Source organism: Streptomyces sp. NPDC041108 (assembly GCF_055592645.1).
This window is the reverse complement of the sequence record NZ_JBVIYK010000010.1, coordinates 120,719-140,942: the sequence shown is the minus strand read 5'-3', so window position 1 is coordinate 140,942 and position 20,224 is coordinate 120,719. Positions and strand designations below refer to the sequence as shown.

Annotated in this window: 15 protein-coding genes; 7 read left to right on the top strand and 8 right to left on the bottom strand. The window is 70.0% G+C overall.

Going from position 1 to position 20,224, the window contains the following annotated elements; genetic code table 11:
• Positions 1-10 precede the first annotated feature (10 nt).
• The 3 genes from ACZ6BB_RS26955 to ACZ6BB_RS26945 are packed head-to-tail and all read right to left on the bottom strand — an operon-like array spanning position 11 to position 2,833.
• Entirely contained in the window at positions 11-922 is a 912-nt protein-coding gene (locus tag ACZ6BB_RS26955; RefSeq protein WP_005482879.1) for an ABC transporter ATP-binding protein, read from the bottom strand.
• Positions 919-1,854 (bottom strand): ABC transporter permease subunit, encoded by a 936-nt coding sequence (locus ACZ6BB_RS26950; RefSeq protein ID WP_471617736.1) that lies wholly within the window; start codon positions 1,852-1,854, stop codon positions 919-921. The genes ACZ6BB_RS26955 and ACZ6BB_RS26950 overlap by 4 nt, the downstream gene beginning before the upstream one ends.
• Positions 1,844-2,833, bottom strand: a complete 990-nt coding sequence (locus tag ACZ6BB_RS26945) for an ABC transporter ATP-binding protein (RefSeq protein WP_471617868.1) — start codon at positions 2,831-2,833, stop codon at positions 1,844-1,846. The genes ACZ6BB_RS26950 and ACZ6BB_RS26945 overlap by 11 nt, the downstream gene beginning before the upstream one ends.
• 369 nt (positions 2,834-3,202) lie before the next feature.
• On the opposite strand from ACZ6BB_RS26945, the gene ACZ6BB_RS26940 reads away from it, so the two are divergent.
• The 6 genes from ACZ6BB_RS26940 (at position 3,203) to ACZ6BB_RS26915 (ending at position 9,721) form a co-directional block, all read left to right on the top strand.
• Positions 3,203-4,060: a M24 family metallopeptidase gene (locus tag ACZ6BB_RS26940; protein ID WP_471617735.1), complete on the top strand. Its 858-nt coding sequence runs from the start codon at positions 3,203-3,205 to the stop codon at positions 4,058-4,060.
• Positions 4,057-5,841, top strand: coding sequence for an SDR family oxidoreductase (locus ACZ6BB_RS26935; RefSeq protein WP_471617734.1), 1,785 nt, complete (start codon positions 4,057-4,059; stop codon positions 5,839-5,841). Before ACZ6BB_RS26940 ends, ACZ6BB_RS26935 begins: the two co-directional genes overlap by 4 nt.
• 277 nt (positions 5,842-6,118) lie before the next feature.
• Positions 6,119-7,060: a MerR family transcriptional regulator gene (locus ACZ6BB_RS26930; protein WP_471617733.1), complete on the top strand. Its 942-nt coding sequence runs from the start codon at positions 6,119-6,121 to the stop codon at positions 7,058-7,060.
• Between the two features lie 132 nt (positions 7,061-7,192).
• Positions 7,193-7,741, top strand: coding sequence for an RNA 2'-phosphotransferase (locus tag ACZ6BB_RS26925; protein ID WP_471617732.1), 549 nt, complete (start codon positions 7,193-7,195; stop codon positions 7,739-7,741).
• A 36-nt stretch (positions 7,742-7,777) separates the two neighbouring features.
• Positions 7,778-8,680 carry an LLM class flavin-dependent oxidoreductase gene (locus ACZ6BB_RS26920; RefSeq protein ID WP_471617731.1) on the top strand — a complete coding sequence of 301 codons (903 nt, stop codon included), beginning with the start codon at positions 7,778-7,780 and terminating at the stop codon, positions 8,678-8,680.
• 171 nt (positions 8,681-8,851) lie between these two features.
• Positions 8,852-9,721 carry an HAD family hydrolase gene (locus ACZ6BB_RS26915; RefSeq protein ID WP_471617730.1) on the top strand — a complete coding sequence of 290 codons (870 nt, stop codon included), beginning with the start codon at positions 8,852-8,854 and terminating at the stop codon, positions 9,719-9,721.
• 106 nt (positions 9,722-9,827) lie between these two features.
• Here ACZ6BB_RS26915 and ACZ6BB_RS26910 read toward each other — a convergent pair whose 3' ends face one another.
• The 5 genes from ACZ6BB_RS26910 to hisC form a co-directional block, all read right to left on the bottom strand.
• Entirely contained in the window at positions 9,828-10,892 is a 1,065-nt protein-coding gene (locus ACZ6BB_RS26910) for a peptidoglycan DD-metalloendopeptidase family protein (protein WP_471617729.1), read from the bottom strand.
• A gap of 219 nt (positions 10,893-11,111) precedes the next feature.
• Positions 11,112-14,702: a thiol reductant ABC exporter subunit CydD gene (gene cydD, locus ACZ6BB_RS26905; RefSeq protein ID WP_471617728.1), complete on the bottom strand. Its 3,591-nt coding sequence runs from the start codon at positions 14,700-14,702 to the stop codon at positions 11,112-11,114.
• Positions 14,703-14,838: 136 nt separating this feature from the next.
• Positions 14,839-15,843, bottom strand: a complete 1,005-nt coding sequence (gene cydB, locus ACZ6BB_RS26900) for a cytochrome d ubiquinol oxidase subunit II (protein WP_471617727.1) — start codon at positions 15,841-15,843, stop codon at positions 14,839-14,841.
• Positions 15,844-15,870: 27 nt separating this feature from the next.
• Positions 15,871-17,379 carry a cytochrome ubiquinol oxidase subunit I gene (locus ACZ6BB_RS26895; RefSeq protein WP_471617726.1) on the bottom strand — a complete coding sequence of 503 codons (1,509 nt, stop codon included), beginning with the start codon at positions 17,377-17,379 and terminating at the stop codon, positions 15,871-15,873.
• A gap of 203 nt (positions 17,380-17,582) precedes the next feature.
• The gene (gene hisC / locus ACZ6BB_RS26890) at positions 17,583-18,662 is read right to left on the bottom strand and encodes a histidinol-phosphate transaminase (protein WP_471617725.1); all 1,080 of its coding nucleotides are present in this window, start codon (positions 18,660-18,662) and stop codon (positions 17,583-17,585) included.
• Between the two features lie 412 nt (positions 18,663-19,074).
• Here hisC and ACZ6BB_RS26885 point away from each other — a divergent pair, with 412 nt between their 5' ends.
• Complete coding sequence (locus ACZ6BB_RS26885; RefSeq protein WP_471617724.1) at positions 19,075-20,187, top strand: LacI family DNA-binding transcriptional regulator; 1,113 nt, start codon at positions 19,075-19,077, stop codon at positions 20,185-20,187.
• Positions 20,188-20,224: the final 37 nt, after the last annotated feature.

The following is a 20,224-nucleotide window of genomic DNA, read 5'->3' as shown; positions in this document are numbered from 1 at the left end:
TTTCGGCCTCCTACGCCGCGACGAGATACGAGAAGACGGACTCGAGCGACTCGTCCGACGGCGACACCGTGAGCAGACGGATGCCGTGGTCCCGGGCCACCCTCGGCAGCAGCGTCGTGAACCTGCCGAAGTCGACGGCCTGGATACGCAACGCACCCTCGGCCAGGTCCACTTCGATCCCGGCGGTCGACGGATCTGCGATCAGTGCGGCGGCCAGCGCACGGTCGTCGCTGGAGCGCACCAGATAGCGGTGCGGGCGGTCGGTCATCAGGCGGCGGATGCGCCGGAAGTCACCGCTCGCCGCGTGCCGTCCGGCGACGATCACCTCGATGTGGGCCGCCAACTGCTCGACCTCTTCGAGGATGTGCGACGAGAACAGCACCGTGCGGCCCTCGTCGCCCATGCGCCGCAGCAGATCCATGAGCTGCATGCGCTGGCGTGGGTCCATGCCGTTGAACGGCTCGTCCAGCAGGAGCAGCGACGGCTCGTGGACCAGGGCGGACGCCATCTTCACGCGCTGGCGCATGCCTTTGGAGTACGTCGAGATCTTGCGGTCCTGCGCGTACTCCATCTCCACCGTGGCGAGTGCCCGCTGGGCGGCCTTGGCCCCGAGTCCGTGCAGCTCGGCGTTGGCGACGACGAACTCGCGGCCGGTGAGGAAGTCGTACATCGCCTCGCGCTCGGGGACGATGCCGATGTGCTTGTAGATCTGCTCGTTGCGCCACACCGGCGTCCCGTCGAGGGTGACGGAGCCCGTGGAGGGGGCGAGGAATCCGCCCATCATGTTGATGAGGGTGGACTTGCCGGCGCCGTTCGGGCCGAGCAGGCCGGTGACACCGGGGCCGATCGTCATCGTGACGTCGTTGACCGCCACCACGTTGCCGAACCAGCGTGAGACGTGGTCGATGTTGAGGGTGGTCACAGCCCGACCTTCCGGTAGCGGCGCATCAGCAGGCCGTAGGAGCCGGCGATGAGACCCAGGACGACGAAGAGGTAGAGGACTCCCTGCCCGCTGGAGGGCCCGTGTCCGCCGGGGAAGGCGGAGGCGGCGCCCAGGAAGGCGGTCTGTACGCCGTCTATCAGGGTGATCGGCGAGAAGAGGCCGAGCCAGGGCACCGCGTCGGCGCTGGACTGCTCGTCGGCGATGGCCTGGATGACGGACACGGCCCCGTAGGAGATGGTCAGAACGGCGATGACGGCCGCGATGCCGAATCCGCGGCGCGGGGTGACCGCCGAGATCACCAGGCCGATGCCGGCGAAGAGGAGCGAGAGCAGTGCCACGGACACCAGCCCCTGAGCGAGTCCCTTGGTCTGGTCGGTGAAGTCGAGCTTGGCCAGGAGTGCGCCCACGTACAGCACGAGCAGGGGCACCGCGGTCAGGATGAAGAGGGCCGAGGTCAGGGCCGCGAACTTCGCGCGGACGTAGTCGGCGGTCTCGATCGGGCGCGAGAAGTACAGCGGGACGGTCTTGAAGCGCAGGTCGCGCGAGACGGACTGCGGTGCCTGGGAGGCGACGTACAGGCCGATGACGGCCTGCATGATGACCGCGTAGTCCGTGTACTTGACGGGCAGGTCGTTGGCCTTGGTGGCGACCGCGACCGCCACCATGATGGCCGCCGGCACGCACATCACCGCGAACAGCAGCATGGGCAGCACCTTGGACTTGGCCGAACGGCCCAGTCCGTAGGCACCGCGCAGGGACTGTGAGTACAGCGAGCGGCGGGCGTAGGCGCGGCCCAGGCGAGGGCCGTCGTACGAGCGGTATCCGATGTTGTGGATACGGCTCTGCTCGCCCGTGCGAGCGGGCTGTCCGGTGAGGGCCGATGCTGGTGCACCGTGCTGCTCAACCGCCATGGCCGACCGCCTCCTTCCCTGCGTCCTGGGCGCTGCGAGTGCCCGTCTGCTCGTCGTTGTCCTGGAAGACCTCGGCGATCTGGTGTCTGCGCTGCTCCATGCGGACGAGGCCGAGACCCAGGTCGGCGACCAGGTCGCGGACCAGGTCGTAGGTCTCGTCCCCCTGGGCGGTGATCAGCAGGATGTGCCCGGCGCCGGGAAGGCCGCTTCCTTCGGACACGGTCACCCCGCGCGCGTGGAGCGCCTCGCGCAGAGCATCGGTGCCGTCGGGGTGCTCGTCGCTGTCGGTGACCTCGATCGCGAGGGTCGCCGTGCTCTGGGTGAAGTCCCTGGTGGAACTGGACCGCAGCAGCTTGCCACCGTCGACCACGACGACGTGATCGCAGGTGCGCTCCAGCTCGCCGAGCAGATGCGAGGTGACGAGCACCGAGATGCCGAAGTCGGTGTGGATGCGGCGGATCAGGCCGAGCATCTCGTCCCGGCCGACCGGGTCCAGGCCATTGGTCGGCTCGTCCAGGAAGACCAGCTGCGGGTCGTGCACCAGGGCCTGGGCGAGTTTCACCCGCTGTTTCATGCCCGTGGAGTAGCCGCCTATGGGGCGGTACCGCTCCTCGTACAGGCCGACGTGGCGCAGGGTGTCCGCGGTGCGCTCGCGCGCGGCCGTCGGGGGGAGTCCCGACATGCGAGCCATGTGCACGACGAACTCGGTGGCCGAGACGTCGGGCGGCAGGCAGTCGTGCTCCGGCATGTACCCCACGCGCTCGCGGATGGTGCCGCCCTTGGTGGCGACGTCCAGCCCGAGCACCTCGGCACGGCCCTCCGAAGCGGGGGACAGACCCAGCAGGATTTTGATCAGTGTGGACTTGCCGGCGCCATTGGCACCGACGAGTCCCGTCACACCGGGTCCGATGTCCACGGAGAGCCGGTCAAGAGCGGTAACCCTCGGGAACCGCTTGCTCAGGCTTTCGGTCGCGATCACAGTCACGATCTAGACATTAGGACCACGGACCGACGCCGTCGTCACCCCGCAGAGCTGTCTCCCCATCACCCTCGAGTCGTACGGGCCCGTAGGGGGCATCCACCACCGGGCCCCCTAGGGGTCCCCCTGAGGTCGAACGGGCCCGTCGGGACGTGCCCTGTGGCAGTGGCCGTCAAGCGTTGAACGGCCGGCGTCCCCGTTTCGTGCCCGGGGCCGCGTGCCGTGTTCACGCTCAGGGTCCCGAGCCTCTTGCCCTCGTCGGTCATGCACAGCCGCCGCCCCGACCCATTGACGCAGCCGCCGATCACTGTCACATTCATTGATGTCACATGACGAACACGGACCGTAGTCGAGAGAGACGGGTGGGCTGTGAGTGACACGACCTCTGCACCGAACGGCGGACTCACCGCGGACCTGCGAGGTTTCAGGCAGGTCCAGACGCTCGCGTACGAGTGCGCCGAAGCGGTCGCGGCCCAGCTGAAGCCCGGCGTGACCGAGCGCGAAGCGGCACGGATGCAGCGTCGCTGGCTGAGCGAGCGCGGTGTGCGGGACTGGTTCCACCTGCCGTTCGCATGGTTCGGGGACCGCACGGCATTCGTGAACTTCCGTGTACCGCTGCAGTTCTTCCCCACCGACCGCCGCCTCGAAGCCGGAATGCCCTTCATCCTCGACATGGCCCCCATATACAAGGGGTACACGGCGGACATCGGCTACTCGGGCTGCCTCGGGCCGAGCCCGCTGCACGACAGGCTGATGACGGACCTTCGAGCACACCGCGAGCTGATCCTGCGCGAGGTGCGCGAGCGCCGGTCGCTGCGCGAGATCTACGAGGACGTGGATCGCCTCATGGTCCGTCAGGGATACGCCAACCGGCATCGTGCCTACCCCTTCGGCGTCATCGCGCACAAGGTGGACCGGGTGCGGGAACGCCGTTGGTCACCGCATGTGTTCGGGTTCGGCACGCAGGCGTTGAAGGGGCTCGCGTCCGACGCGCTGCGCGGGCACCGCGAGGGCTGGTCACCGCTGTGGTCGCCGTACCGGTTCTCCGATCACCCGCCGCGGCCGGGGCTCTGGGCGGTCGAGCCCCACATCGGCTTCCGGGGCACGGGCGCGAAGTTCGAGGAGATCCTCGTCGTCACCGACTCCAGAGAGTTCGAGGAGAGCGCGTTCTGGCTCGACGACGACCTCCCGCACGTGCGGCGGTGGGCGGAGGGGACGTGCCGATGACCGAAAAGGGAGACATGGAAGACGCGGGAGCACTCGAAGGCGCGCGCGTGCGCCGGGTGCGCGCGGACGGGGTCGAGCTGTGCGTGGCCGAGCTGGGCGACCCCGAGCAGCCGACCGTGCTGCTCGTGCACGGTTATCCCGACACCAAGGAGGTCTGGTCCGAGGTCGCCGCACGGCTGGCGGAGCGCTTCCACGTGGTGCTGTACGACGTGCGCGGGCACGGCGGGTCGACGGCACCCGAGCCGCTGCGCGGCGGATTCACCCTGGAGAAGCTGACGGACGACTTCCTGGCGGTGGCGGACGCGGTCAGCCCGGGCCGCCCCGTCCACCTCGTGGGGCACGACTGGGGCTCGGTACAGGGCTGGGAGTTCGTGACGGTCGAGCGGACCGAGGGGCGCATCGCGTCCTTCACCTCGATGTCAGGCCCTTCCCTCGACCACATGGGGCACTGGATCAAGCGGCGGGTGAAGCGCCCGACCCCGCGCCGGATCGGCCAACTCCTCGGCCAGGGAGCAAAATCCTGGTACGTCTACGTACTGCACACGCCCGTACTGCCCGAGCTCGCCTGGCGCGGCCCTCTCGGCAGGCATTGGCCCGGCCTGGTCCGGTGGGCCGAGAGACTGCCTCGCGGCGACTACCCCAGCCCGTCGCTGCCCACGGACGCCGCGAACGGGGCGTGGCTGTACCGGGACAACATGCGGCCCCGGCTGTCCCGCCCCCGTGACGACGCATACGCCCACGCGCCCGTGCAGCTCATCACGCCCCTGGGCGACCAGTTCCTCTCCGAGCAACTCCACGACGACCTGGAATCGTGGACTCCGCAGCTCACCCGCCGCACCCTGCCCGCCAAGCACTGGATCCCACGCACGCGTCCCGATCAACTCGCCTCGTGGATAACCGAGTTCGTCACGGCGACCGAAGGCGGCCGCCCCGCACCGGTGGTCACCGGGAAGTACACGGACCGGTTCGGTGGGCAGTTGGTGCTGGTGACGGGTGCGGCCGCGGGTATCGGTCGTGCCACGGCCTTCGCGTTCGCCGAGGCCGGGGCACGCGTCATCGCCGTCGACCTCGACGCCGAAGGAGCGGCGCGTACCGCGGAGTTGTCCCGGCTGATCGGCGCACCTGAAGCCTGGGCCGAGGTGGTCGACGTCTCGGACGAGCAGGCCATGGTGAAGCTCGCCGAGAAGGCCGCCGCCGAGTACGGCGTGGTCGACGTGCTGGTGAACAACGCGGGAATCGGGCTGTCGGGGTCCTTCCTCGACACCACCGCGGAGGACTGGCGGAAGGTCCTCGACGTGAACCTGTGGGGTGTGATCCACGGCTGCCGGCTGTTCGGCAGGCAGATGGTGGAGCGGGGCCAGGGCGGTCACATCGTCAACATCGCCTCGGCCGCCGCGTATCTGCCCTCCAGGTCGCTGCCCGCGTACAGCACCTCCAAGGCGGCCGTGCTGATGCTGAGCGAGTGCCTGCGCGCGGAGCTGGCCGGACGGGGCATCGGGGTGTCGGCGATCTGCCCCGGCATCGTCAACACCAACATCACCTCGACCGCGCGATTCGCCGGCGTCGGACCCGAGGAGGAGAAGCGCCGACAGCGGAGGACCTCGAGGCTGTACGGGCTGCGGAACTACCCGCCGGAGAAGGTCGCGGACGCCGTTCTGCGCGCGGTCGCCCACGATCAGGCGGTCGTGCCCGTCACCCCCGAGGCCCGCGGGGGTCGCTTCATGTCCCGGTTCGCCCCGCGGGCGCTGCGCGCACTCGCCCGGCTGGAGCCACCACTGTGAGCCCCGGAACGGTAGGGAGCGGAAACAGGCGCCCCGGGGGCAGCCCGCGTCGCGTCTCCCTCGACCGGGACAGGAAGGAACGCGGCACGGCCGTCACCCGCCGCCCGCGCGCATCCTCCCGCCCCTCGTGGGAGGGATCGCCGCGCAAGAGAGCCGAGCGTCGGCACAGTGCACCCGCGGCGTCGCGACGCGCCGCGGCGGGTGCGGACGCACGCGCGGGGACCCGGCGCTGTCACGGGCGGCAGCCGGACGCCCTCCGGCAGGAAGAGGCACGAGGATGGTGAACGACGAAGCAGCCGGGGCCTCTTATCGCATCGAGGACCTGGCCCACCGCAGCGGTGCCACGGTCAGAACTATCCGCGCCTATCAGGACCGAGGGCTGCTCCCCCGCCCCGAGCGGCACGGCCGGGCCAACGTGTACGCGGACGCGCATCTGACCAGACTGCGCCAGATCGCCGACCTCCTCGACCGCGGCTACACCCTGGCCTCCATCAAGGAACTTCTGGATGCCTGGGACGCGGGCCGCGGCCTCGGCGGGGTCCTGGGTCTGGCCGCGGAGGTCGACGGGCCGTGGACCGACGAGAAGGCGGTACGGATGTCACGCGCCGAGTTGGTCGAGCGGTTCGGCGGCGTTCAGGACGAGGCGGCGGTCGCGGACGCCATCCGGCTGGGCGTGCTGGAGCGGGTGCCCGGCGAGGAGGACCTCTTCATCGTGCCGAGCCCTCAGGAGCTGGCCGTGGCTGCGGAGTTGCACGAGGCGGGAGTGCCGCTGTCCGCGATCGCCGGTCATCTGCGGGAGTTGAGGGAACAGGTCGAACACATCGCCACCCGCTTCCTGGAGTTCACCACCGAGCACGTCTTCGCCCGCTACATCGGGGCGCACCAGCCACCGTCCGAGGACGACGCGGTCGAGGCGGCGGCACTCGTCCGACGGCTGCGGCCGCTCGCACAGCAGACGGTGGACGTCGAACTCGCTCGCGCTATGCGGCTGTTCGCAACGCGCCGACTGCGCCGGCACCCCGACCCGGGAGCCACCGCCGAACCTGTCGACGAGTCGTGTTCCGTGCGGATACCGGCCTCCACAATGCGAGCCGTCCAGAAGCTGGTTGGGCCCGCGCGGGCAGCGGCTTTCGTCGCCGCGGCGACCGAACGAGAGGTACAGTCACGCACCTTGGATACTCTGGCCGCAAATATGCCTGAAAGCAACAAACTTGACTAATTACCCTATATTCAACGGCGAGTTGTCCACAGAATCTGCAATTCCCCTGTGGATAACCGCACTTCGCTGTGGATCAAACATCGGGTTCAAAATCAAGTGCGTGACGCGGGTCTCGCCAGGCACGCTGACGGCATGAACGAACGACGCACCGTGAGAGTGTCCAAGTACCTCTCCAAACACCTGCGACACCAGCCGGAGCGGATCGGGCTCACCCTCGACGAGGGTGGCTGGATCGGGATCGACATTCTCATCGAGGCGGCCGCCGCCCATGGCTTCCCCTTCACCAGGGCGGAGCTCGATCACGTGGTCGAGGCCAACGACAAGCAGCGCTTCGCCGTCCAGGGCGACCGGATCCGCGCCAGCCAGGGGCACACCGTCGACATCGACCTCGGCCTCCCGCCGGCGACCCCGCCGCCGTACCTCTACCACGGAACCGTGTCGGCCTTCCTCGGTGCGATCCGCGCCGAGGGTCTGCGCCCCATGAACCGCCACGACGTGCACCTATCACCCGATCGCGAGACCGCCACACGCGTCGGTGCCCGTCGCGGCCGCCCCGTCGTGCTCTCGGTGGACGCGGGTGCCATGCACCGGGACGGCCACGTCTTCCGCGTCAGCGCCAACGGGGTGTGGCTGACCGAGGCGGTTCCACCCCGGTACCTGCGGTTCCCGGAGACGTGCTGAGCGGAACCATCCGACGGCCGGCCTTAGGCTCGTCGCATGAGTCTGCGCCTGAGCACCGTGATCCTCCCGCACCTCCGCTGGCACGAGGGAGGCCGCGACAACTGGCAGCGGGCCGAGCAACTCGGGTTCCACACGGCGTTCACCTACGACCACCTGTCGTGGCGCACCTTCCGGGACGGGCCCTGGTTCGGCGCCGTGCCCACCCTCACCGCGGCAGCCGCCGTCACCGAACGTATCCGCCTCGGCACGCTCGTGTCCTCGCCGAACTTCCGGCACCCGGTGACCCTCGCCAAGGAACTGATCTCCCTCGACGACATCTCGGGCGGCCGGATCACCCTCGGCGTCGGTGCGGGCGGCACCGGCTTCGACGCCACCGCGCTCGGGCAGGAGCCGTGGACACCGCGTGAGCGCGCCGACCGTCTGGCCGAGTTCATCCCACTGCTCGACCGCCTGCTCACCGAGGACTCCGTCTCCTACGAGGGCGACCACTACTCCGCCCACGAGGCCCGCAACATCCCCGGCTGCGTCCAGCGCCCCCGGCTGCCCTTCGCGGTGGCCGCCAACGGCCCGCGCGGCATGCGGCTGGCCGCACGGTACGGGCAGGCGTGGGTGACCACCGGAGACCCGAAGCTGTTCGAGTCGGGCACCCCCGAGCAGTCGGTCCAGGCCATTCGCGGCCAGATCGAGAAGCTGGCCGACACGGCCGCCTCGCTCGGCCGGGACGCCGTCCGGCTCGACAAGATCCTCCTCACGGGCTTCACCCCGGACCGCGGCAGGCCGCTGGAGTCACTGGACGCGTTCGTGGACTTCGCGGGCCGCCACGCGGAACTGGGCATCACGGACATCGTGGTCCACTGGCCGATCCCGGACTCGGACTTCGCCGCGGACGAGAAGGTCTTCGAGCGGATCGCCATGGAGGCTCCGGCGCAGCTGGCCTGAGAGCGGCACGCAGCGGTCGCGGAGGACGGGTGCCCTACCGGTCGCGACCACTCGTAGCGGCCCGCCGAGGGCTGCCGCAACAGCATGGGCAGCGGGCGGTCCGGACCGGCGATCACTCACCTGTGCGACCGCCCGCACGACCGTGCGCGCATATGCGCGACAATGGGGCCCGTGACCTCAGCGACGCGACAGCCCGAGACCCCGGCCCCGACCGTCCCGCTCCGGCTGATAGCCACGGATCTCGACGGCACCCTGCTCCGTGACGACAAGTCGGTCTCCCCCCGCACCGTCGCCGCCCTCGCGGCCGCGGAGGAGGCAGGCGTCGAGGTCTTCTTCGTGACCGGCCGACCCGCCCGCTGGATGGACGTCGTCAGCGAACACGTGCACGGCCACGGCCTGGCGATCTGCGGAAACGGCGCCGCGGTGGTCGACCTGCACGGCGGCCCCGGCGCCCACCGCTTCGTGAAGGTCCGCGAGCTGGCGAGGGAGAACGCGCTCGACGCCGTCCGGCTGCTGCGCGAGGCCGCGCCGGGCACGGTCTATGCGGTAGAGCAGACGTTCGGCTTCAATCAGGAGCCCGAGTATCCGAAGCTCCACATGGAGATCCCCGACATTCTCGCGCCCGCGGAGAAACTGCTGGCCCCGGGGGGTGTGGCCGACGACGAACCGGTACTGAAGATCCTCGCGTACCACCCGTCGATCGACCCCGACGACTTCCTCGCCACCGCCCGCATCGCTGTCGGCGACCGTGCCACCATCACCCGCTCCAGCCCGAGCGCGCTGCTGGAGATCAGCGGGCCCGGCGTCTCCAAGGCCAGCACCCTCGCCCTGTGCTGCGCCGAGCGCGGCATCTCCCACGAGGAGGTCGTCGCCTTCGGCGACATGCCGAACGACGTCGAGATGCTCACCTGGGCCGGCCGGTCGTACGCCATGGGCAACGCGCACCCGGACGTCCTCGCCGCGGCCTCGGGCAGGACCGTGGCGAACAACGAGGACGGGGTGGCGGTCGTCATCGAACGACTGCTGGCGGGACGCCTGTAGTTCGACGACCACCCCGCCCCACTCCATACCCACGGCCGTCACGCCCCGGCCGACCGCCGCCCCGCCTGGCGCCCGCGGCGGTCGGCGGTCGGCGGTCGGCGGTCGGCTACAACTCCACCCCGTGGTCCCGCAGCCACGGCGCGGGGTCCACGCCCGACCCCAGCTCCGGGGTGACGCGTACCTCGAAGTGCAGGTGGGGCCCGGTGGAGTTGCCAGTGGTGCCCGACTGCCCGATCCACTGGCCCGCCGTCACCCGATCGCCCTGGTCGACGGTGACGGCGGCAAGATGCGCGTACTGCGTGTAGTAGCCGTCCGCGTGCTCGACCACGATCTGGATGCCGAAGGCGCCCCCGCACGAGACCTTGACCACCCGTCCCTCCCCGACGGCCCGCACGGGCGTGCCGATCGGCACCGCGAAGTCCTGCCCGGTGTGCTGACTGACCCAGCGCTCACCACCCCTGCCGTACCCCGCGGAGAGTTCGTACCGGTCCACGGGCGTGACCCACGCGCTCGCAGGCCCGCGGTCCGGCTGGTCGAGCCGGACCGCTCCCCGGCAGGCACCGGCCGCGACCGCCGCGTCGGCCTCTCCCTGAAGCGTCCACCGGGCCTCCTCGAGCTTCTGGTGGATCGCCTGTTTGATCTCGGCGAGCCCGGTCCTCCACTCCTCCAGCGCCCGCCACGCCGCAGCAGCCTTCGCCTCGTCCCGGGCGAGCCTCGCCTCCGCGCGACGATTCCTGCTCACGGCGTTGTTGACCGCCAGATCGGCCTGCCAGACGGCCCGTCGGCCGCGCATCAACTCCTCCGGGTTCTCCGCGAGCAGCATCTGCGCGGTGTACGGCACGCCGCCTCCCTCCCGGTACTGGGCGCGCGCGATCCGGCCGAGATCGGCGTTCTGCACCGCGATGTTCTTCCGCTCCCGCGCGAGCAGCTTCTCCAGCCGCCGCGCCTTCGTCCTCTGGGCCGCCGCGGTCCGTCGCCCCGCCTCGTACCGCTGTGTCGCCACCGCCGCCTCGTCGAACAGCCGCGCCACTCGGGCACTGGTCCCTGCCTCTCCGGGTGAGCCCGCGGCCTCGCCGCCGTCGCTGTCGGCCGCCGTCGGCCCGGCCTGGAGAACCGCCGCCGCGCACAGCAGCACCACGGTGAACAGCGGGTTCCGACGAGAGAAGCGCATGTCAGCGATCGTGACCCGACCCGGCGCCGCAGTCCCGTTCGAGTCGTACGCCTGGGGGAAACGGTGCCCCGGACGGGTCAAGGAGCTGGGCCGAACAGGGGCCCGGCTGCGGCGCGTTCAGCACGGAGGCCAGCGAACGGTCCCGGCGCCCGTGGCAGGCCGGGCAGATCCACCGCCCCCACAGTCCTCGCGGCGGTGGCCAGGACTTCGGCGACGCGCTCAGACCAGCGCCAACAGCTCTCCCGCGGCCTCCCGTTCGGCCATCGCCCGCAAGGGCCCCTCCACCGTGACCAGTTCCGCGTAGGACCCGCGTTGCACGACGCTCCCTTCCGCCAGCACGACGACCTCGTCCACGGCCTCCAGTCCGGCCAGCCGATGGGTGATCAGGACAGTCGTCCGGCCCTCGGTCGCGGCCAGGAGGTCCGCGGTGAGCGCGTCGGCGGTCGGCAGGTCCAGGTGTTCCGCGGGCTCGTCGAGGACGAGGACGGGGAAGTCGGCCAACAGCGCGCGGGCGAGGGCGAGTCGCTGACGCTGACCGCCCGACAGCCGCGCCCCGTGTTCACCGGTGAGGGTGTCCAGCCCGTCCGGCAGACCATCGACCCAGTCGAGCAGCCGCGCCCGGGCGAGCGCGTCCCGCAGCTCCGCCTCACCCGCGTCCTTCCGAGCGAGCAGCAGGTTCTCCCGCACCGAGCTGTCGAAGAGGTGCGCGTCCTGGGCGCACAGCCCCACGAACCGCCGTACGGCGTCCCCTTCGAGCGCGTGCGCGTCCACACCACCCAGCGTGTACGTCCCTTCCCGCGCGTCCAGGAACCGCAGCAGTACCTGTGCGAGCGTGGTCTTGCCGGCTCCCGAGACACCGACCACGGCGACCCTGCGCCCTTGCTCCAGGGTGAGATCCAGGCCGGCGAGCGCGTCACGGTCCTGCCCGGCGTACCGCGCGCCGAGCCCTGCCAGCCGCAGGGGGAACGGCGACACCGGCGCCCCGGCCGGCTCCACCGGTTCGCGTACGGGTTCGGGGGCGTCCAGCACCTCGTACACCCGCTCCGCGCTCCTGCGCACCCGCTGGCGGAACTGCACGGCCGACGGCATCCCCAGCACCGCCTCGAACGAGGCCAGCGGGGTGAGCACGACGACGGCCATGGCCACACCGCTCAATCGCCCGGCGGAGACGGCCTGTGCCCCGAGAAACGCGGTGACGGCGACGGTGAGACCGGAGACGAGCGCGGTGAGACCGTCGCCGAGCGCGGTGGCGGTGGCGGCGCGGGACGCGATCCGGGTGAGCACCTGGTCGGCCTTCCGTGCCCCGGCCGTGCGCGCCGGCAGGGCACCCGCGACCGTCAACTCGGCGGTGCCGGTGAGCAGATCGGCCACACGGGTGGCGAGGACCCCGCGGGCCGGCGCCAGCCGGTTCTCCGCCCGCCTGGCCACGGCCCCCGTGACGAGGGGCACCCCGGCCCCGGCTGCGAGCAGCCCGACGGCGAGTGCGGCTCCGGCCTCGGGCAGCAGCCAGGCCGTGAACCCGACCGACGCCGCGGAGACCGCCGCGGCGGCCCCCGCCGGAAGCAGCCAGCGCACCCAGTAGTCCTGCAGGGCGTCCACATCCGCGACCAGTCGCGAGAGCAGGTCGCCCCGCCGGGTCGTCCGCAGCCCGGCGGGCGCCAGCCGCTCCAGCCGGCGGTAGACGGCCACCCTGGTGTCGGCCAGCATCCGCAGCACGGTGTCGTGCGAGACCAGCCGCTCCGCGTACCGGAACACCGCCCGTCCGATGCCGAACGCCCGCGTCGCCGTCACCGCGACCATCAGATACAGCACCGGAGGCTGCTGAGAGGCCCGTGAGATCAGCCACCCCGACGTCGCCATCAGACCCACGGCACTGCCCAGCGCGAGGCTGCCCAGCAACAGGGCCATGGCGAGCCGGCCACGGCGCGGCCCGGCCATGGCGCGGACACGGCCGAGCACGGACGGCCGGGAAGCGGCGGACGTCACACCGGAGCGAGCCACCACGCTCCCATCTGTCCCGACCCCTGCCTCAGCCCCGGCTCCGGCCCTCGGTCCTACGCCTGTCCCCGCCGCATCCAGGGAGTCACGCTCGGCGGCCGCTTTCGCGCCCGCCCCCGCACCGACGGCAGCCACGACCGCGGCACCGGAGAGGCCGGATTCCGACGACCTCTCCACCGCCCGCCCCTCCAGCCGCACCACGCGGTCCGCCACCTCCAGCAGCGCCGGCCGGTGGACCACCAACAACACGGTCCGTCCCACCGAAAGCCGCCGTACCGCCTCCACGACCTCGGCCTCGGTCTCTCCGTCCAGCGAGGCCGTCGGTTCGTCGAGCAGCAGCACGGGCCGGTCGGCGAGGAACGCACGGGCGAGAGCGAGCCGCTGGCGCTGTCCGGCGGAGAGACCGGCGCCGTCCTCACCGAGGACAGTCCCGGCCCCGGCGGGCAGCGCGTCCACGAACCCCAGCGCCCCCGCATCACCGAGCGCCCGCCGTACGGCCGCGTCGTCGGCGTCAGGACGGGCCAGCCGTACGTTCTCGGCGATCGACCCGGCGAACAGATGCGGCCGCTGCGGCACCCAGGCGATCCGTGAACGCCATGCGTCCAGGTCGAGCGAGGAGAGGTCGGTCCCCCCGACCCGCACCTCGCCCGCCGCGACCTGCGTGAACCCCAGAAGCACGTTCAGCAGCGTCGACTTGCCCGCGCCACTCGGCCCGACGAGGGCCACCGTCTCACCTGAGCCCACGGTGAAGGACACGTCCGAGACGGCGTCGTACGGCCGCTCGGGGTAGCGGACGGTCACCCCGTCGAAGTGGAGATCACCGGCGGGCGGCACCGCCCCGGTCCCGGACGACGGCACCGGCGTCTCCAGGACCTCGAAGATCTCCTCCGCGGCCGCGAGCCCCTCGGCCGCCGCGTGGAACTGGGCACCCACCTGCCGGACCGGCAGATACGCCTCGGGGGCCAGCACCAGGACGACCAGCCCGATGTAGAGGTCCATCTCGCCGTGCACGAGCCGCATGCCGATGGTGACCGCGACCAGCGCGACCGAGATCGTCGCGAGCAGTTCCAGGGCGAAGGACGACAGGAAGGCGATCCGCAGCGTCCGCATGGTCGCCTGCCGGTACTCGCCGGTGATCCGTTTGATCGACTCGGCCTGGGCCTTGGCCCGACCGAACACCTTCAGTGTCGGCAGCCCGGCGACGACGTCCAGGAAGTGGCCCGACAGCTGTGACAGCAGCCGCCACTGGCGGTCCATCTGTGCACGGGTGGCCCAGCCGATGAGCACCATGAAGACCGGGATCAGCGGCAGAGTGCCGACGATGATCGCCGCCGACACCCAGTCCTCGGTGACGATCCGCGCCAGCACCGCGACGGGCACGACGACGGCGAGGCCCAGCTGGGGGAGATAGCGCGAGAAGTAGTCGTCGAGCGCGTCGACGCCCCGGGTGGCGAGGGCGACCAGGGAGCCGGTGCGCTGCCCACTCAGCCAGCCGGGCCCCAGCGCGGTGGAGCGCTCCAGCAGCCGCCCTCGCAGCTCCGACTTCACCGCCGCACTCGCACGATGAGCCGCCAGCTCGGTGAGCCAGGAGACCAGGGCCCGCCCCAGCGCGACCGACGCCAGGAGCAGCAAGGGAGTGCGGAGTGCACTGACCGACATCCCCTGCTGGAAGGCGCCGACCACCACTTCCGCGATGAGCATGGCCTGCGCGATGACCAGCGCCGCCCCGACGACACCCAGGCCGACGACCACCATCAGGAACCCGCGGGTGGCGCGCGCGTACCGCAGCAGTCGTGGGTCGATCGGTTTCACGTGAAACACCCTCTTCTTCGCAGGCATGTTTCACGTGAAACATGCCCCTTCAGCCCGAAGGGGGTGTGTTTCACGTGAAACATCACCGAACACACCCCCGACCGTGAATCGGGACACCCCGACTCGGTGCGCAAACTCAGTGCGCCGACTCGGCGATGTGCTGCGTACCGATCCGCTTGCGGAACACCCAGTACGTCCACCCCTGGTAGAGCATCACGACCGGTGTGGCGATGGCCGCACACCACGTCATGATCTTCAGGGTGTACGGGCTGGACGAGGCGTTGGTGACCGTGAGGCTCCAGGCCGAGTTCAGCGAGGACGGCATGACGTTCGGGAAGAGCGTCAGGAAGAGCATCGCCACGGCAGCCACAATCGTGACCCCCGACAGGGCGAAGGCCCAGCCCTCACGTCCGGCTCGCACCGCCGCCAGCGCGGTCAGAAGTGCCGCGACTGCCACGGCCGCCGCGACCAGAGACACACCGTCGCCCTTTTCGATCTGGGTCCAGAGCAGGAAGACCAGCGCGAGCCCTGCCGTCACGACTCCGACGCGCAGCGCCAGTTTCCGTGCCCGTTCCCGGATCTCCCCCACGGTCTTGAGGCCGACGAACACCGTTCCGTGGAAGGTGAACAGCGTCAGTGTGACGAGACCGCCCAGCAGGGCGTAGGGGTTCAGCAGGTCGGTGAGACCACCCACGTACTCGAAGTCCCGGTCGATCTTCACGCCACGCACGATGTTGGCGAAGGCCACACCCCACAGGAACGCCGGGAGCAGCGAGGTCCAGAAGATCGCCGTCTCCCAGTTGCGCTGCCAGTTCTCCTCGGGCCGCTTCACCCGGTACTCGAAGGCGACACCGCGGACGATCAGGCAGACCAGGATGAGCAGAAGCGGGAGGTAGAAGCCGGAGAACAGGGTGGCGTACCACTCGGGAAAGGCAGCGAAGGTCGCGCCGCCCGCCGACAGCAGCCATACCTCGTTGCCGTCCCAGACGGGCCCGATGGTGTTGATGAGGACCCGCTTCTCCGGACGGTTGCGGGCCAGCAGTTTGGTGAGGACACCGACCCCGAAGTCGAAGCCCTCCAGGAAGAAGTAGCCGATCCACAGGACGGCGATGAGGACGAACCAGACGTCGTGAAGTTCCATGACTGTGCTCCCTTGGCCCGGTGCGGCCTAGTACGAGAAGGCCATCGGCTTGTCGGCGTCACGGGAGTCGCCGCCGATCTTCGTGGGCGGGTTGAGGTCGGCCTCCGTCAGCTCCGGCGGCCCCGCCTTGACGTACTTCACGAGCAGCTTCACCTCGACGACGGCGAGGACGGCGTACAGGGCCGTGAAGACGAGCATCGAGGTGATGATCTCGCCCTGGGAGACACCGGGGGAGACTGCGTCCTCGGTGCGCAGCACGCCGTAGACGACCCACGGCTGGCGCCCCATCTCGGTGAAGATCCAGCCCCAGGAGCTGGCGATCAGCGGGAAGCCCAGGGTCAGGACCGCGATGCGCCAGTACCACTTGGTGAGGGTCGGGCCGAGTGCCTTGCCCGGCTGCAGCACCAGATGGGGGACCTCGTCGTCGCCGACCCGCAGGTGCTGAGGCAGCAGGAACTTCCGGCGGGTGAGCCAGAGGCCGACCGCGCCGATCGCGACGGACGCCATGCCGAAGCCGATCATCCAGCGGAAGCCCCAGTAGGCGACGGGGATGTTGGGCCGGTAGTCGCCGGGCCCGAACTTCTCCTGCTCGGACTTGTTGACGTCGTTGATGCCGGGGACGTACGAGTCGAAGTCGTCGTTGGCGAGGAAGGACAGCAGTCCGGGGATCTCGATGGCGACCTTGTTGTGTCCCTCGTCGACGTCGCCGTAGGCGAAGACGGAGAAGGGCGCGGGCGCCTCGCCGTCCCACAGGGCCTCGGCGGCGGCCATCTTCATCGGCTGCTGCTTGAACATGACCTTTCCGAGCAGGTCGCCGCTGATCGCGGTGAGCATGCCGGCGATCACCACGGTGACCAGGCCGAGTCGCAGTGAGGTCTTCATCACCGGGATGTGCTTCTTGCGGGCCAGATGGAAGGCGGCGATGCCGACCATGAAGGCACCACCGGCGAGGAAGGCCGCCGAGAGGGTGTGGAAGACCTGGGTGAGGGTGGTGTTCTGGGTCAGGACGAGCCAGAAGTCGGTCAGCTCGGCCCGGCCCTTGGCCTCGTTGATCCGGTAGCCGACGGGGTGCTGCATCCAGGAGTTGGCCGCGAGGATGAAGTAAGCCGACAGGATCGTGCCGATGGAGACCATCCAGATGCAGGCCAGATGGATCTTCTGCGGCAGCTTGTCCCAGCCGAAGATCCACAGGCCGATGAAGGTGGACTCGAAGAAGAAGGCGATCAGCGCCTCGAAGGCGAGCGGGGCCCCGAAGACATCGCCGACGAAGCGGGAGTAGTCCGACCAGTTCATGCCGAACTGGAACTCCTGCACGATGCCGGTGACGACACCCATCGCGATGTTGATCAGGAAGAGCTTGCCCCAGAACTTGGTGGCCTTGAGGTACTTCTCGTTCCCCGAGCGCACCCAGGCGGTCTGCAGGCCGGCGGTGAGCGCGGCGAGCGAGATCGTGAGGGGGACGAAGAGGAAGTGGTAGACGGTCGTGATACCGAACTGCCAGCGCGCCAGGGTCTCCGGCGCCAGAGCGAGGTCCACGTCTTCTCCTTCCGAACCGTGGCACTGCCGCAGCCGTCCCGCCTGTCACGTACATCTCAGGACAACCGGAACCGCGCTTGTGAATGCATTCACATTCACAAGCAAGTATGACGCATGCCCGTTCGAGGCGGGAGCGGGGGTCCCCATAAGCAGGGGGTCCGGAGAAGAATCTCCGAACCCCCTGGTCAGAAGCTTCTGGACCGTCAGAGCTCCTTGCGGAACTCCTCCGTCACCTTCAGGAAGATGTCGTTCGCCTCGGTCTCGCCGATCGTCACGCGCACACCCTCCCCCGGGAAGGGCCGTACGACGACACCCGCCTGCTCGCACGCACCGGCGAACGCGACCGTGCGCTCCCCCAGTCGCAGCCACACGAAGTTGGCCTGGGTCTCCGGCACCGTCCACCCCTGGCCGCGCAGCGCCTCGACGACCCGCTTCCGCTCGCAGACCAGCGAGCCGACCCGGCCGATCAGCTCGTCCTCCGCGCGCAGCGAGGCGACCGCGGCGTCCTGTGCGAGCTGGCTCACACCGAACGGCACGGCCGTCTTACGCAGGGCGGCCGCCACCGGCTCATGAGCGATCGCGAAGCCCACCCGGAGACCCGCGAGGCCGTACGCCTTGGAGAAGGTGCGCAGCACACAGACGTTCGGCCGCTCGCGGTAGAACTCGACGCCGTCCGGTACCTCGACATCCCTGACGAACTCCCGGTACGCCTCGTCCAGCACCACCAGCACATCGCCGGGCACCCGGTCGAGGAAGCGCTCCAGTTCGGCACGACGGACCGCCGTACCCGTCGGGTTGTTCGGGTTGCAGACGAAAATCAGCCGGGTCCGGTCGGTGATCGCGTCCGCCATCGCGTCCAGGTCGTGCACGTCGCCCGGCGTCAGCGGCACCTGTACGGACGTGGCCCCGCTGATCTGCGTGATGATCGGGTACGCCTCGAACGAACGCCAGGCGTAGATCACCTCGTCGCCCGGCCCCGAGGTCGCCTGCAGCAGCTGCTGGGCGACGCCGACCGAGCCGGTGCCCGTCGCCAGGTCCGTGACCGGCACACCGAAGCGGTCCGCGAGTTCGCTCACGAGCCCCGTGCACGCCATGTCCGGGTACCGGTTGAAGGACGCGGCCGACCCCGTCACGGTCTCCAGCACGCCGGGCAGCGGCGGATAGGGGTTCTCGTTGGAGGACAGCTTGTACGCCACCGGGCCGCCCGCCGCGGCCGGCTTGCCGGGCTTGTAGGTGGGGATACCCTCCAGCTCGGCTCGCAGCTTGGGGCTCGTCTCGCTCACCGCAGTCCTCCTCGTCGACGTAATGCTTCTCACCCTATGAGGATTCGGCGCCGCTGCGAATGGCCCGTGGACAACCGCGTGTGCCCGGTCTCCACGTCCCTGTCGCCCCACCCGCCCCACGGGCATCACCGCACGAAGGTGTACGAAATGGGGGGCGCACTGCTTCCGAGCGCACGCGCCGGTGGCTCACGCCGTAGCGCGCATCACCCGTGCAGGTGAGTTGAGACCTCTTCGAGACATGAGCTACTTGGCAGGCCCATGCGCGTCGACAAGTCACGTACTGGCATTGGATCGTTCAACTCCCTTGCAATAAAAGGAATTTACCCCCAAACGACCATGCAGAAACGTGCCTGTCAACGACTGCATATGCGTCCGCACTACCCCACCGCATGAGCCCTACTATCGGCTCGCCATGACAGCAGCAGGGAAGCACCAGGTGAGCCGCGCGGAAACTCCCCGCCGAGGCAGCCGGTCGGGCCGGGCGGGCATCCGGGACGTGGCCGCCGCCGCCGGAGTGTCCATCACGACCGTTTCCGACGCCCTCAACGGCAAGGGCCGGCTCCCGGACGCCACCCGACGCCATGTACGCGAGGTCGCCGACCGACTTGGCTACCGCCCCTCGGCGGCGGCCCGAACCCTCAGAACCGGCAAGTCCGGCCTCATCGGCCTGACCGTGACCACGTACGGGGATGAACCTTTCACCTTCACCGAGTTCGCGTACTTCGCGGAGATGGCGCGAGCCGCCACGTCGGCCGCGCTGGCCCGGGGCTACGCCCTGGTCATCCTCCCCGCCACCTCGCGACACGACGTGTGGTCGAACGTCGCCCTGGACGGCACGGTGGTCATCGACCCGTCCGACCACGACCCGGTCGTCAGCGAACTGGTCCGCCAGGGCTTACCCGTGGTCTCCGACGGCCGTCCGGGCGGCACCCTGCCGGTCACCGCGTGGGTCGACAACGACCACGAGGCCGCCGTCCTCGGCATCCTCGACCACCTGGCCGACGCGGGCGCCCGCCGGATCGGACTCCTCACGGGCACGACGACGGACACGTACACGCATCTGTCCACCACCGCATACCTGCGCTGGTGCGAGCGCGTGGGCCAGGATCCGGTGTACGAGTCCTATCCGGCGCACGATCCGTGCGCGGGGGCCGTGGCCGCCGACCGGCTGCTGGCCCGCCCCGACCGCCCGGACGCGGTCTACGGTCTCTTCGATCCGAACGGCACCGATCTGCTGGCCGCCGCCCGGCGGTACGGTCTGCGCGTCCCGGACGACCTGCTGCTCGTCTGCTGCAGCGAGTCCGCCGTGTACGCGACCACGGAACCCCCGATCACCACGCTCTCGCTCAAGCCGCGCAGAATCGGCACCGCCGTGGTCCAGCTCCTCATCGACGCCATCGAAGGGGTCGAATCGGACCAACCGGTGGAGCAGGTGATACCGACGGAACTGATCGTGCGGACCTCGTCCGAGCGGCGCCCACCGCGTACGACGGTCAGTCCGCCACGGTCACCCGAACAGGGTTGACGCCCGAACTGAGGATCCGAACGGGATTTGGGCGGGG